A 15,519-nucleotide genomic window follows, 5' to 3' on the forward strand; every position below is an offset into this window, starting at 1 on the left:
TTAACAAAACCATTCATGTTAATGGCTGTTAACATCACCCTGAATCAAGGGAACCTGCGTGACTTTTTGAGGGGTAAGGGTTACAATCCGATAAATAATGCCATTCCCTTCCCCAGCGACACCACTTAAATCTGATTCTTGATTGTAAGAAGAATAGTCTTCATCATTTTTAACCACAGGAATATTCATTACAAAAATCCATTTTCCTGCCGGCAAATAGGCAATGTGAAAATCACCTTCTTGATCACAAGTTACGGAAAAACGGTATTGAACAGACTGTGGATTTAAATTCTTGATATTGGTAATACCTCGCATTCTAAACTGCAACTGTTCCATTACATAATCAGAATAGGGATAATAATAGACGGTTTGTCCTGCACAACTTTTCATCGTACCATCAGATAATCGATAGATACCCATACCTGCGACCGCTGCATTTCCTGTTGTTTTAGACCATTGAACCGAAGCTGGATCAAATTGGCTTTTCAAGCGATATTCTTTTGCATGAACAAACTGCACAAACAGAAATAAAGAAGAAATACAGAACAAACCTATCCGTTTCATTTTCCCTTGACCTTTTAATGACGGAAATGGCGCATTCCCGTAAAAACCATTGCAATTCCAGCCTCATCTGCGGCCGCAATCACCTCATTGTCACGCATTGAACCACCTGGCTGAATAACCGCAGTGGCTCCTGCCGCTACGGCAGCCTGCAAACCATCTGCAAATGGAAAAAAGGCATCTGAAGCAACAACACTTCCCTGGGTCATGGGTTTTTCTAAATCGGCTGCTTGAGCTGCTTCCGCACTTTTGTGGGCAGCAATCCTGGCTGAATCGACACGACTCATTTGACCCGCACCTATCCCTACAGTCGCTTTATCCTTAACATAAATAATTGCATTTGATTTAACATGCTTACCAATCGTAAAGGCAAAAATCAAATCTTCCATTTCCTTTTCAGTAGGTTTGCGTTTAGTTACAACCTTAAAATCGGAAGGTCGTCCATTATCACGATTTTGTAAAAGATACCCACCCGCCAAAGTACGAACCGTCATACCTTGTGCCAATGGATCAGGCATTGCCCCTGTTTCTAAAATCCTTACATTCTTTTTCTTTGAAAGGATCTCCAATGCATCTGAATTGACCTTTGGAGCAATAATCACTTCACTAAATATAGTTATAATTTTTTGTGCGGTTTCTTTATCTAATGGACGATTGACCGCAATAATTCCTCCAAAAGCAGAAACAGGATCACACCGTAAAGCCAAATCCCAAGCCTCTGATAAAGAAGATGCGCTTGCTGCACCACAAGGGTTTGCATGTTTGACAATAACAACAGATGGTTTATCAAATTCTGCCACCGCTTCAAAAGCTGCATCTGTATCGTTAAGATTATTATAGGAAAGCTCTTTACCCTGTAATTGTTGGGCTGTTGCAACACCCGGACGTTGTTCACCATTCGTATAAAAAGCAGCCTGTTGATGAGGATTTTCCCCGTATCGCAAAATCTGTTTCCGTTGGCCACTTAAATTTAGGCGTTCGGGAAATATATCTTTTGCCTGATCTGCAAACCAACTTGCAATCACAGCATCATATGCAGCGGTCCGGGCATAAGCCGCCTGGGCCCATTTTCGCCGCTGCCGTATTGTTGTTCCACTATTCTGCTTCATCTCTTCTTTAAAAGCAGCATATTGATGAACATCCGTCAACACCGCGACATGACTATGGTTTTTAGATGCAGCCCTGATTAAAGCTGGACCACCGATATCAATATTTTCTATAATATCTTCTTTACCGGCGCCTGACGCGACTGTTTCCTCAAAAGGGTATAAATTGACACACAACAAATCAATCGGCAAAATATTATGCTGTTTCATTTGTTCCTGATGACTGGCCAGATCACGTCGTCCCAATAACCCACCATGAATTTGAGGCATCAGTGTTTTAACTCGACCATCCAGAATTTCCGGAAATCCTGTAAAATCCGAAACCTCCACCACTTTTATTCCGGCATCCCGAAGTGCTTTGGCTGTCCCACCTGTTGACAAGATTTCCACGCTGTTTTCAGCCAATAACTTGGCCAAATCAATTAAACCTGTTTTATCAGAAACAGAAATCAAAGCCCGACGAACAGGAATAATCTGTTGATCCATATTAATATTCCAAACCTAATATTCTAACAATTTACACTTATTATAATTTTTATTGAGGATGGGCAACCCATCGCCATGTCTGAATTCCCTGCCGCGCCAGTTCACGATGGATAACCAATGCGGGGAAACGCATTTCTTTATCTTTAGAATTAACAATACGACGCGCAAGGTCCTCTATAACGGTAACTGAACGATGACGTCCACCAGAACATCCTACCGCAATTGTGACGTATTTTTTTCCTTCTATCGCAAAACGGGGAAAAATCAAACTTAGCATCTGATAAATCTGATCAACAAATTTCTCATAATCAGGATCACTTTTAACATAATCCTGGATGGACGCATCCAGTCCCGTCAGTGCTGATAATTCTGATATATAATAAGGATTATGCAAAAACCGTGCATCGAATACCATGTCCGCCTCTCTCGGAATTCCAACAGGAAAGGCAAAAGACATCAAGGTTAGGGTAAAGCGGTTTTTAGTATCCAGATGATTAAAGTTATACCTTGTTTCCACAAGCAACCTTAATTCCATAGGGGGAAGATCCGATGTATCAATAACCAGATCAGCAACATTTCGTAATGGATTCATCAAGGCTATTTCAGCATTAATCCCGTCCTTAACCGTACCATTGGCAGCCATTGGATGACGACGACGGGTTGCTGTATAACGTCGCAACAAAACGTCCAACTCTGCCGTGGCATAAATTAGTTCAACCTTAAGGGATGAATTCTGCTTTAAACTATTTAAAACCTCTAGAAATGCATTCACCTCAAACCCGTTGGTTCTGGAATCAATGCCTATTGCAATGGGCCCCTGAACACGCCCAACAACATCCGCAATAAGCTGTAAAGGCGCATTATCAACCAGTTCATATCCTAGATCCTCAAAAACCCGAAGAATGGACGCTTTACCAGCTCCTGATAATCCCGTTACAAAAATTACCAATTTCTTACTTGACGTGAAATCATGCATTCTGAAGAAATCAACTTTTTAAATAAAAATTTTTAAATACCCAATAAAGGGTTATGTTAAGCAATCCTTACTCTTTATACAATATGATATTTATAAATACTTTCGAAATGATATTTTTTTTTTGAAAAAGAACAAACTTATTGAATAAATGACAAAACTAAAAAAGCTGATCCAAAAAGATACTGGCAAGTCTGTATACCAAGAAGCCACTATACCACTCCAGGCCTCAAATACAGCCAGGAAAACCGAAACCACAAGTGCTCGCCATATTGTTTTACCCCATTGCCTGGCAACAGCAGCAGGTCCAATCATCAAAGAAAAGGTCAAAAGAATACCGGTCACTTGAACACAAGCAACAGTTATGCAGGCAACCAGCATTAGAAAGACTATCGAAACCCATCGTAAAGAGATTCCTCTTGTCTCGGCCAAATCTGGTTGCAAGGTGGCAAATAACAAAGGTCGCATAAAAAACAGCATAACAGCCAGGCAAAATAATGCGAGACCGACAAGATCATATAAAATGACTGTATCAACCGCAAAAATATTGCCGAATAACAAGCTCGTAACTTGTGTCGCGTAATGGGTATAAAAATGGAGAAATAACAAACCTAAACCCATTGATGCTGACAAAACCAGGCCAATAGCGATATCACGATCCCTCAACTGTGGACCTATAAAACCGATCAATCCACCAGCAAATAAACTGAAAACAAGCAGTCCGGCAAAAGGGGATATTCCCAACAGTCCCGCCCCTGTCGCCCCAGCGAACCCTATATGCGATAATGCATGTCCTGCAAAGGCCTCTCTTCTCAATAAAAGAAAATAACCAATAAACCCTGTCAATAAAGCCACAATCCCTGCAGCGGCAAAAGCATGATACATAAATTCAAGGGTAAGCATCCAAGAATATACTTTCGAATTTCTTAATTAAAGGATGTTGTTACAAAACACGTATTATTTGCCTTTATCACCTGTATTGGGAAACCATAAAGCTTCGTTAAAGTCTTTGCTGTAATGACATCCTGAACCTTACCCAGAATTGCTGATTGATTACCAATACATAATACCTGATTCATAACATGAATTAACGGATTTAAATCATGCGTTGACAATAAGACAGAAATTTTTCTTTCCTGCTGTATATTTTTTATCAGGGCTAGAATAACTTTTACCCATTTGGGATCCAAGTTATTAAAAGGTTCGTCCAGTATAATAAATCTTGGCTCCCCTAAAAGGGCTTGTGCCAATAAAATTCTCTGTTTTTGGCCACCCGACATTTCCATCAAGGATAGATCAGCCAGATCCCTTGCCTCCACATCATCCAGAACCCGATCTATTTCCTGATGATCTTTTCTTGCTAGAAACGGTAAACCCAAACGATTCCCATGGACAGAACTTGCAATGAATGATCTTCCCGTCAAATGAAAGCTATCCATATTTTGATACTGAGGGATATAGGCTATTTCCTTCCTTACCTGTCTTGGATGTTTTCCAAAAATTTTTAAGGTTCCTTGCTGAACAGGTAAAATACCTAAAATTGTTTTCATAAAACTTGTTTTGCCCGCCCCATTAGGACCGAAAACCCCTATAAACTGGGGCTCATCAATGCTAAAGGTTAAATCTGACAAAACAAGCCGGTTACCAAACTGAATACGCAGCTTATTGCAAGCGAGGATTGTCATCAGGGAATGCTCTGTGTTACCGCCTCAATTTTATCTAATGTCTGGTTAATCCATGTTTGATAAGAAAGAGAAACAGGCATAATCTCTTCAACACCAATTACAGGAATTTTATATGTTGACGCCATTTTTTTCAAACGCTCTGTTGCGCCGTTACTGACCTGATTATTATAAAACAAGATTTTTATTTTATGAGTTTTAAAATCCTGGATAAATTGGGCTGTTTGCTGGGGGGTCGGTTCTCCACCGTTCATAATTACCCATTGATAGGATTCTTCCAATACCCTAAAGCCCATATATTTGGCCATCAACCCAAAAACAGGTTCCGTAGCAGCCACGCTTAAATCAGGATGCTGAACACGAATTTTATGAATACGCCGATCTATACTGTCGATTTCATGCAAAAAATGATCACGATTATGCAAAAAAGAATTCTTGTGTTCAGGATCCTGAAGGGATAATTTTTGCTCCAAATACCCAGCCAATTTCTTGACTGATTGGAGATCATACCATAAATGTGGATTACTACCATCAGAACGATTTAACAAATCCTGAATGGAGATAACCTTTCCGTTTTTTATTTCAACACGGGAAATTAGCCGATTGATCCAGTCATCATACCCTAAACCATTCATGATGATTAAATCAGCTTGACTTGTCATTCTGCTGATATGCGGGGTCAATTCAAATAGATGCGGATCTTGATCAGGATTATTTAAAATCACGTCAACCTTGACGTTATCACCCCCTATTTGTTGGGCTATGTCCCCGTACATATTTTCAGCAGCAACAATATGAACAACTTTGGCTTTTACATCATCATGACAAGCATAAAATAACAAAGCAAAAATACTTAATAAAATACTGAAAAAAAAATTGCCCTTGATTATGTCACCATTTTTCATTATTTAGAATGCCATTCCCCAACTTAAAATTAAACTGCTCACCAATTCCTATAATTCCCAGGCACCAATAATCATAATACTAAGCAATACAATTAGGGCCAGATGAAGAATCAACAACCATTTAATGGTTATAACTGGAACATAATACTTATCTCTTGGTTGCTGTAATTCCCATTTCATCGCCCTAATCCTAACCTTATTAATATTAATATTTCCACTTAACCTTATTCATTCAATTGAAACATTGTTAAAAAATCATGCCTCAATTGAATATCTTTTATCTTAATGCTTTAAGTTTTTCCTCTAATTGAGGGAGAATTTCAAATAAGTCACCAACAATACCATAATCCGAAGCCTTGAAAATTGGAGCATCAGGATCTTTGTTAATTGCAACCACGATCTTACTATCTTTCATACCCGCAAGATGCTGAATGGCACCAGAAATGGCTACTGCGATATATAATTCCGGAGCAACAATTTTCCCTGTTTGGCCAACCTGACAATCATTATTGATAAATCCGGCATCAACTGCAGCACGAGATGCCCCAATGGCGGCATTTAATTGATCCGCCACCTTTTCAATTAACACAAAGTTTTCGCCGCTTTGCATACCCCGTCCGCCTGAAATAACAACACGGGCAGATTCCAATTCTGGTCTGTCCGATTGGGAAATTTGCAGTTCACAGAATTTGGATAATAATTTTTCTGAACCGGGAAAATTACCCAGAATCTCAATCTCGGCACTCCCCCCATCTTCAGCAACAGGAGCAAAAGCCGTTCCACGAACAGATAAAAGCTTTTTGGAATCATGAGACTTAACCGTTGCCAAAATGCTTCCAGCATAAATAGGTCTCACAAAGGTGGAGGCATCAATAATTTCGATAACATCAGATACAGGCTGCATATCCAACAAGCCAGCAACACGAGGCAAAATATCTTTTCCTTCAGCATTTGCAGGAACAATAACCGTATCATAAGAATCGGCCAGAGATGCAATCAGATCTGCAGTTGGCTCTGCCAACATATGGGCATACACCTCATGATCGGCAACCAGCACCTTTGAAACACCAGCCAGCGCCACAGCCTTTTTCGTTATTGCTTCTAGGTTTTTCCCAGCTAATAGAGCATGAACTTCCCCTAGTTTGGATGCGGCTGTAATCGCTGATCGGGTAATGGAACGAATTTGATCACCTTTTTCATAACTTGCCAAAACTAAAACGGTCATTCTTAAATTACCTTTGCTTCATTTTTAAGTTTATCAAGTAATGCATCAACGGAATCAACAATGACGCTTTCACGAGACGAAGAGGATTCTTTTACTGAAATAACTTCCAAATGTTTTTTTGCCTCAATTCCCAATTCACATAAAGCGACCGTTTCCAAAGGCTTTTTACGTGCTTTCATAATATTGGGTAATGATGCATAACGAGGTTCATTCAACCGTAAATCGGTTGTAATGACTGCTGGCAATGCTAGCTCGAGAATTTCCTGTCCATCATCGACTTCCCTGGCAATTTTTGCGTGTCCATTAGATAACTCCAGTTTACTGATAAAAGTACCCTGTCCCCATCCAAGTTTGGCAGCTAATATCTGCCCTGTCGCATTCATATCATCATCAGAGGCCTGTTTACCCATTAACACAAGGTCGGGTTTTTCCCTATCCACAAAGTGTTGCAAAATTTTTGCAACGGTCAGAGACTCCACAGCCTTATCCGTTGTCACCAGAATTCCCCGATCCGCCCCCATTGCCATAGCTGTTCGCAATGTATCTTGGCATTTCGCTTCTCCTATGGAAACAACCACAATTTCCGAGACAATTTTTTTCTCCTTTAAACGAACAGCCTCCTCAACAGCTGTTTCATCAAAAGGATTCATGGACATTTTTACACCATTAATCTCAACATCGGATCCATCTGATTTTATCAGCGGTTTTATATTGGAATCAACAACCCTTTTAACCGGAACAATTACTTTCATAATGACCTTTCTCTATAATTACACATAATTAAATGATTTCTACATTCCCCCTGAATAATTGGGACCACTGCCGCCTTCAGGTGTTTCCCAATCGATATTCTGTGTTGGATCCTTGATATCACAAGTCTTACAATGAATACAATTTTGTGCATTAATCTGTAATTTGGGTTCTTGATTCTCATGATCAGCATCAACAACCTCGTAAACACCGGCCGGACAATATCTTGTTTCAGGAGCCTTGAAAATATCCCAATTAACCGTTTTCCAAATTGAGGGATTTTTTAATTTCAGATGAACAGGCTGATCATCACGATGATCAATATTCGCCAAAAATACGGAAGATTCACGACTGAATGTCAATTTGTCATCGGGCTTTGGATAATCAGGTTTAACACATAAAGAAGCAGCTTTTAATTTATCGTTATCAGCCAAACGATGGCGAAAGGTCCAAGGCACTTTCCCCCGAACCAAGGAATCAAATCCCGTATACAATGTTGCAAACTTTGCACCAAATTTTGCAAATGCGGGACGAATATTCCTCACTTGATACAATTCATCATAAACCCAGGATTTACGGATACGAAATTGATAAATCATAGGTTCTGCTTGTTGTGTATTTAATGCCTCAACAATCGACTCAGCGGCAATCATTCCTGATTTCATTGCAGTATGCGTTCCCTTAATTTTTGGAACATTCAAAAAGCCTGCTGCATCTCCGATTAATAGACCACCAGGAAAGGTCAGTTTTGGAATGGATTGGTATCCACCTTCAGATAATGCACGGGCAGAGTATCCTATTCTTCTGCCTCCCTCTAAATATTTGCGGATAATGGGATGTTTTTTTACACGCTGCATTTCATCAAATGGAGAAAGCCAGGTATTTTCGTAATCCAATCCCAAAACAAAACCACATGAAACCAGATTACTGCCAAAATGATAAAGCCATGAACCACCATAAGTGCGATTGTCCAAGGGCCAACCAAAGCTATGCTGTATATATCCAGCCGAAAATTTTTCCTGTGGAATTTCCCATAATTCCTTAATTCCAATTCCGTATGTTTGTGGGTCAACACCTTGACGTAAATTGAAAAAGCCCATGAGCTTTTTGGATAAGGAACCACGACAGCCTTCTGCAAATAACGTATATTTTGCCCTTAGCTCCATACCTGGAACATAATTGCCTCCCTGGCTGCCATCTTTTTCAAGTCCCATATCACCAGTCACTACACCCATAACTCGATTATTTTCAATTATGAGATCACTACCAGCAAATCCTGGAAAAATTTGAATGTCCATTGCTTCAGCTTCTGCGGCCAGCCACCGACAAAAATCACCCAAACTTCCCACATAATTTCCCTCATTGTCCATTTGAGGCATAATAGATTTAATAATGGGGATATTTATAGACTTGTCTTCATTCGGAAGATAAAAAAATGCCTCATGCTGAACCGACGTGTCTAAAGGGGCGTTTTTTTGCTGCCAATCTGGGATCAACTCATTAAGCGCTGTCGGTTCGATCACTACTCCTGAAACAATATGGGCACCAATTTCAGAAGCCTTTTCAATCAAACAGATCTCAAGAGATGGGAGTAATTGCTTTAATCGTATTGCCGCTGAAAGACCGGCAGGTCCTCCACCAACGATTAAAATATCGAATTCCATTTGCTCTCGCACAACCTCACCCATAATTCCTTAATCTCTCTTCTGCTGATATTTATCAAGTTGCAAATTATATATATCTTTAATCTTAATTAAAAAGACTTTATTCAATTACGAGGGAAATGCCAATTCATGTTTTGCACGCCAACTTGAATCTACATAATTTAAAATAAGGGTACGACGCACTCCCTTGATAGGTCGCTTTTCAAAACCATGCCAGGTATTTTTAGCGGGAATAAATAAAAATGCTGAATTGAAAACGCCTGAGCTTCTTCCCAAAGACTGACCTTCCTCATTCATGATATCGGTCCCCCATCCCTCGGCCCCTTCTGCAGTGGATAAAGAAAGCAAAAAGGTTAATTTCTTTGCCCCAATATCTGTATGTGGTTCCAACCAGAACCCATCAGTATCAAGGCATAATTCCAATCTTAACCAAGTATTGGAAAGGTCACCACCTGTTAAATGAGAGAAAGCAAAACGAATTTCCTCTGAATCAAAAACTTGCGCCAAAACCGCACAGGCGGGATCCTCCCTCTGTTTTTGCTGGGTTACAAATACACGATCTTTATTATGATTTTCCCTTTTGCCCTTCACATCACCGGCAATAGATCTTGAATCAGGCATCCAATTCAACAGAGAGTCACAAATAAATGAAGGCAAAACATTCGTCATTGTCCAATAGGAATATGGCAGCGAATGATAATCAGCATGATCAATTACGTTTTTGATATCTTGTTTAGTTTGCTTTATCTCTTCTACAAGTTGCATAATTTTTCTTTCACCTAAATCGCCTGCGCATGGCGATGGGGAGCTGCACGGTAATAAGCATCAAAAACCACGGCAATATTTCGTAAAAAGGGACGACCTTCTTCTGTCACTGTAATTTCATTATTACGAATAATAACCAGACCATCCTCTTCAAAACAGCGTAGCTTTTTAAGAAACTCACCTAATAAAGACGGATCTTGTTTATATTGACCAATCATTTTCTTTAAATCAACATGTAAGTCACACATTAACCGCTCAATTATTTCCCAACGGAACAAATCTGCTGTACTACGCTGTACCCCCCTTACAACGGGCAAGATATCGAGCTGCTGCATTGCCTTTTGATAGCCATAGGAAGATGGCTGATTTTGAAAAATACCTTGCGGTAAAATTGAAATTGATGAAGCACCAACTCCTAACAGTGCTTTAGCTTGGTCTACGGTATATCCCTGGAAGTTGCGATGAAGTGCACCTTTTTCCATTGCCTTACTCATGGAATCATGAGGCAAAGCATAATGATCAAATCCGATAACTCGATAACCCGCTTTTTTTAAAACTTCATCAATAATCTGTCTCTGCTCAAAACGCTCAGCCGGATTGGGTAAGATTTCCCCCTCCAACAAAGTTTGGCGTTTAAATTTCCATGGGACATGTGCATAACCAAAAACAGCCAAACGATCAGGCCTTAACGTCACAATAGCATCTATCGTTTCTCGAACACTGGCAGCTGTTTGATTGGGCAGACCATAAATCAAATCACAATTAACCGATTTTATATTTTTCTGTCTGACACGATCAATACAATCAGAAATCATTTCAAAACTCTGGATTCGACCGCAAGCCTTTTGCACTTCAGGAGCAATATCCTGAACTCCAAGGCTAACCCGTGTAAACCCAACAGAGGGTAATAATACAAGATAATCCTCGGAGATATGTCTTGGATCTAATTCTATCGAAATATCGGCATCTTGCTGAACATAAAATAAGGATCGTATTGTTGACATTACCTTTTTCATCGCTTCAATCGGTAATGTTGTAGGAGTACCCCCACCAAAATGAACAAAACTTACTTTACGACGCGATTTTAAAAGGGTTGCCAGTCGTTTCAATTCATCACATAGAAGATTACCATAAGCAACCCGCACATTAACTTGATGAACGACTTGTGTGTTACAGGCACAAAATTTGCACAACTCATCACAAAAAGGAACATGGATATACAAAGAAACAGGCTCTTCTTCAGGAAAAGCCTGCAACCAATGTTTATACTCATTAAACCCAACACGCTCTTCAAACTGTACAGCTGTTGGGTAACTTGTATAACGCGGCACGTTTCCTTCATACCGCGCAAGACGGTCAAAGGAAACTTCGGGTTTCATGCCAATCTCCGCAATGAATTAAAAGCGATATCCAATACCCATACTTACAACGGTTGGATTCAAAGAAGTACGAGCATCAATTCTGTTGGGACTGTCATTAATGTGGGCACGTTGTTGTAAAAGAATCTGTTTTACATCAGCATTATAGAACCAGTTTCCAACAATCTGATAATCAAACCCGAAATTGAAAGATGGACCAACTGCTGTTTCCAACCCCACTTTTTTGACAATACCCCCTGCAGGAGAGATATTATGCCAGAAAGCGACTGTCAAGCCAACACCTACATAAGGATTAAAGGCCTTATGAGGACGGAAATGCCATTGTGCTGTCAATGTAGGAGGTAAAATCCATCCACTGCCCACATCCACCTTACCAAGACCCGGGACACCCTGTGCCTTGATTTCATGACGTGTACTTGCCGCAATTAATTCAAATGACAAATTATCCGTGACAAAATAATCAAAGCTTAATTCAGGCATAACCTGGTTTGTTGCATTGACATGCCCTCCAACGGATGTTTTAGAACTTGTATTATTCGTGATAACACCCAATGCACTTAATCTGATGATAAAATCACCTTTACCCAAACCAATTCTGGTTACACCAGGACATGTTTTAAATAAACCACAATGAGGTTTTGGTTTTTTAGGTGGAGCATACATTGGAACTTCACGATACTGGATTTTTCCACTCCAGCCAGAAGCCCAGATTTCTTCTCTTCTCATAGGAATTGCCGTTGCTGGGGCAGTTGTGCTTGAAGCTGGAGCCAATGCTGGATTGGCAGCAGGAGTCAGATTAGGAGAAGCATAATGTTGTTGTGCATAGCCTGCGACTGGCGTAAACAAAAATGCACAGGTAAGAATACGACTTAATGATTTTTTCATTGTGGTGAAACCTTACTGATCAAAGTAAAGATGAAATGATCAAATTAAATAGTTAAATGTTCTTTTTTATTAGGATCATAACCATTGATCAGGCAACCAGTTTCTAACAATATATACTTAAACAATACATAATGTGACCAAATAACAACAAATAAATATGTAATCTTTCGCAAAAAAAATTAATTAGTTCCTGATAAAGCTTAACAAATTAGGATAATCATTATTTTAATAAGTATTTTTTTTACATATTATATTACAAATATATATTTGTAATATATCTTTAATTGTAATTAAATATTCGAAAATTCTTTGAGCGAATCGGTTTTTGTTTGATTAAATTTTTAAATTTAAAACAAAATCCTATCAGTTATTTTGCCCTTGGTAAAGAAACCACAAAAGAGGCGCCAATAACTTTTCCTGCATCATCATACCGGTTATAGGCACGAATTGACCCTTTCAAGGCAACCACAATTTGCCGACAAATTGATAATCCAAGACCTGAATGTTGGCCAAAATTTTCTCCTTGAGGTCGCTCTGTATAGAACCGTTCAAAGATATTATTTAATTTATTTTCAGGAATCCCTGGCCCCTCATCACTGACCATGATCTCCACGTTATCTTTGACTGCAACAGCCGACAAAATAATTCTTCCCTTTGATGGAGAAAAAGAAGATGCGTTTCCAATTAAATTCCTTAAAACCTGTACCAGTCTATCTTCAATTGCCATAACAGAAAGCGGATATTTAGTATCGTCATTTTTCAGATCCACGACAATATAAGGATCATCTTCTTTCTGTGTGGCTGCATTGATATCAGCAAGCAAACGAAAAATAGGCGCTACAGCAACAGCTTTTGGAGCCACCCTTGACATTTCAGATTCAATACGACTTGAATTGGCAATATCCGTTATTAAACGATCCAAACGTTTAACATCATCGGTAATGATAAATAATAACTGTTGACGATGTTTATCGTCTTTTATTCTTGGCAACAATTCAATTGCAGAACGAATGGAAGACAAAGGATTTTTTAGCTCATGACTGACATCAGCCGCAAAACGCTCAATTGCATCCATCTTGGCCCATAACTCTCTTGCACTATCCTGAATTGCCCTTGCCAGATCACCGATAACATCTTTTCGGATCAAAAGGGAATCAGGAACCATTCTGTTTCGTCCCGTAGATTTATGAATCCTGTAAGCGGAATTAGCCAAACTCAGTAAAGGTTTTGCAATAGTCAAAGACAAATACCAAGATAATAGGACCGTTATTGCCAAGGCAACTAAAAATAGAATCAAAATTGATGCACGCACAGAAAATAGCGCCTGATCGATATCCTGTGCCTCTCTTGTCAGTTCGATAATACCTACAAGCTGGTTCTGATGGATGATAGGTTCAGATACGGTAATCAACAAACGATAATCAACCGTCCTACGAATATAAGGGGGAGCTTCATAATTATTTGATAATTCATGCAGCTTAAATGTCTGATTATCATAAGGTACACTATCTGGATCGACACCCATTTCAAGAAACTCAATTCTTCTTGCATTCGTATAGGGAAGCCAACTTAAAAGATGATCATAAATCTGTTCTAAAAATCCGTCATAATTTAAATATTTATTTTTATTACTCTCACCAAATACGGCTATTTTTTTCTGTGTATCTTGTTCAGTATTTGAAAAAAACGAATTATCAAGTCGATTATCTTTATGAGATCTATATGTTTTTTTTCTTTCATTTTGACTGTCAATAACCAATTTTCCATTAACGGCATAAACACGTGCACGTACACGTGGACTGGGGTTTGTTAGGCTTAACAAAAGAGGTCTGGCCAATTCAACAGATAAAGATTGATTATTCCGCTGTTCTGGTACCAAAGCATAAAAATCCAAGGATCGAAAAAAAACATCATCCTTAATCTTCTTGATTGCGCTTTGGCTGAGTGCTCCAGCATAAATTTTTGCCTGCTCCCGTAAAACATTGATTTCTGTTTCCAACAGGCTATTCTGAAATTGATTCAAATAAAGAAGTGTAACAACCAAAACCACAAGAGGAAGCGTATTAACCAATAATATCCTCTTCATCAGAGGAGAGAAAAAAAGTTTCCTGAATCTTCTATCCTCCAAAGGGTAATGACGATAAAAAAAACCAAAGAGTTTATAGACTTTTCTAATCTTCTTTGTAACGATATCCAATACCATACAACGTTTCTATTTTATTAAATTCAGGATCAATCTGACGAAATTTCTTACGGATACGTTTAATATGACTATCTATTGTTCTATCATCAACATAAATATTTTCACCATAGGCAGCATCAATCAACTGATCCCTTGATTTTACCAGGCCGGGCCGTGTTGCCAATGCTTTGGTCAATAAAAATTCAGTTACTGTCAATTGAATATCCTGGTCATGCCAACGACATTGATGGCGCATATCATCCAAGGTTAAAGCACCACGAATAACCAAACCGTTATTGATCCCACCATCATTTTCAGCCTTATTGACTTCATGACGCCTTAACAAAGCACGGATACGCTCCAGAAGAAGACGCTGGGAAAAAGGTTTAGTGATATAATCATCTGCCCCAAGGCGCAACCCCATTAACTGGTCAATTTCCTCATCCTTGGAAGATAATATTATCACGGGAATTTGGGAACGGTTACGCAGTCTCTGCAACAATTCTATTCCATCCATCCGAGGCATCTTAATATCCAAAACCACCAGATCAACAGGACGTGATAAAAGACCTTGCAACGCACTTTCACCATCCGTATAGGTCTGAACAATAAAACCATCAGCTTCCAGCATCATAAAAACAGAGGTTAAAATATTACGGTCATCATCAACCAATGCTATGACATGTTTCCCTGCTTCCACCTGTTACACTCCACCAATCCATTAAAAATAAATCAAAATCTTATATAAATATGCTAGAATAAAGTTAAATAGAAAATAAATTATAAAATCAATTCCAAAGGTTAATTTCTATATCTTATTTGCTCTATTTCATTCGTATTTCTTGTAACTTTCAAAAAGTTTATTAAAATAGATCTGTCTTAAATTTTGTAAGGATACCGATCTTATCCAATATCTTTTACAATCTTTTTAACAGAATAAAACAAATTTGGTTATT

Annotated in this window: 15 protein-coding genes; all 15 read right to left on the reverse strand. The window is 38.9% G+C overall.

Features of this window, described 5'->3' with window-relative positions; translation table 11 throughout:
- Positions 1–18: 18 nt before the first annotated feature.
- The 15 genes from GN303_RS08695 to GN303_RS08760 all read right to left on the reverse strand — a co-directional run bounded on the left by GN303_RS08695 (position 19) and on the right by GN303_RS08760 (position 15,197).
- Complete coding sequence (locus tag GN303_RS08695; protein ID WP_110439186.1) at positions 19–564, reverse strand: hypothetical protein; 546 nt, start codon at positions 562–564, stop codon at positions 19–21.
- 14 nt (positions 565–578) lie between these two features.
- A complete protein-coding gene (gene purH / locus GN303_RS08700) occupies positions 579–2,153 on the reverse strand; it encodes a bifunctional phosphoribosylaminoimidazolecarboxamide formyltransferase/IMP cyclohydrolase (RefSeq protein WP_110439187.1) in 1,575 nt (524 codons plus the stop codon).
- 49 nt (positions 2,154–2,202) lie between these two features.
- Positions 2,203–3,129: an RNase adapter RapZ gene (gene rapZ / locus GN303_RS08705; protein ID WP_110439188.1), complete on the reverse strand. Its 927-nt coding sequence runs from the start codon at positions 3,127–3,129 to the stop codon at positions 2,203–2,205.
- A gap of 90 nt (positions 3,130–3,219) precedes the next feature.
- Positions 3,220–4,029 carry a metal ABC transporter permease gene (locus GN303_RS08710; protein ID WP_110439189.1) on the reverse strand — a complete coding sequence of 270 codons (810 nt, stop codon included), beginning with the start codon at positions 4,027–4,029 and terminating at the stop codon, positions 3,220–3,222.
- A 23-nt stretch (positions 4,030–4,052) separates the two neighbouring features.
- On the reverse strand, positions 4,053–4,811 hold the full coding sequence (locus GN303_RS08715; protein WP_110439190.1) for a metal ABC transporter ATP-binding protein: 759 nt from the start codon (positions 4,809–4,811) through the stop codon (positions 4,053–4,055).
- Positions 4,811–5,713, reverse strand: a complete 903-nt coding sequence (locus GN303_RS08720) for a metal ABC transporter solute-binding protein, Zn/Mn family (protein ID WP_110439191.1) — start codon at positions 5,711–5,713, stop codon at positions 4,811–4,813. The genes GN303_RS08715 and GN303_RS08720 overlap by 1 nt, the downstream gene beginning before the upstream one ends.
- 48 nt (positions 5,714–5,761) lie before the next feature.
- Complete coding sequence (locus tag GN303_RS08890; protein ID WP_255412377.1) at positions 5,762–5,893, reverse strand: hypothetical protein; 132 nt, start codon at positions 5,891–5,893, stop codon at positions 5,762–5,764.
- Between the two features lie 97 nt (positions 5,894–5,990).
- Complete coding sequence (locus GN303_RS08725) at positions 5,991–6,938, reverse strand: electron transfer flavoprotein subunit alpha/FixB family protein (RefSeq protein WP_110439192.1); 948 nt, start codon at positions 6,936–6,938, stop codon at positions 5,991–5,993.
- Between the two features lie 2 nt (positions 6,939–6,940).
- Positions 6,941–7,690 (reverse strand): electron transfer flavoprotein subunit beta/FixA family protein, encoded by a 750-nt coding sequence (locus GN303_RS08730; protein WP_110439193.1) that lies wholly within the window; start codon positions 7,688–7,690, stop codon positions 6,941–6,943.
- A 39-nt stretch (positions 7,691–7,729) separates the two neighbouring features.
- Entirely contained in the window at positions 7,730–9,376 is a 1,647-nt protein-coding gene (locus tag GN303_RS08735; protein ID WP_110439194.1) for an electron transfer flavoprotein-ubiquinone oxidoreductase, read from the reverse strand.
- Positions 9,377–9,460: 84 nt separating this feature from the next.
- Entirely contained in the window at positions 9,461–10,117 is a 657-nt protein-coding gene (locus GN303_RS08740; RefSeq protein ID WP_110439195.1) for a 2OG-Fe(II) oxygenase, read from the reverse strand.
- 14 nt (positions 10,118–10,131) lie between these two features.
- Entirely contained in the window at positions 10,132–11,496 is a 1,365-nt protein-coding gene (gene hemN, locus GN303_RS08745; RefSeq protein ID WP_110439196.1) for an oxygen-independent coproporphyrinogen III oxidase, read from the reverse strand.
- Between the two features lie 18 nt (positions 11,497–11,514).
- Positions 11,515–12,381, reverse strand: coding sequence for an OmpW/AlkL family protein (locus GN303_RS08750; protein WP_110439197.1), 867 nt, complete (start codon positions 12,379–12,381; stop codon positions 11,515–11,517).
- A gap of 367 nt (positions 12,382–12,748) precedes the next feature.
- Positions 12,749–14,452 (reverse strand): ATP-binding protein, encoded by a 1,704-nt coding sequence (locus tag GN303_RS08755; protein WP_231504031.1) that lies wholly within the window; start codon positions 14,450–14,452, stop codon positions 12,749–12,751.
- 100 nt (positions 14,453–14,552) lie between these two features.
- The gene (locus GN303_RS08760; protein ID WP_230882901.1) at positions 14,553–15,197 is read right to left on the reverse strand and encodes a response regulator transcription factor; all 645 of its coding nucleotides are present in this window, start codon (positions 15,195–15,197) and stop codon (positions 14,553–14,555) included.
- Positions 15,198–15,519: the final 322 nt, after the last annotated feature.

Source organism: Commensalibacter melissae (assembly GCF_009734185.1).
GTDB classification, from domain to species: domain Bacteria; phylum Pseudomonadota; class Alphaproteobacteria; order Acetobacterales; family Acetobacteraceae; genus Commensalibacter; species Commensalibacter melissae.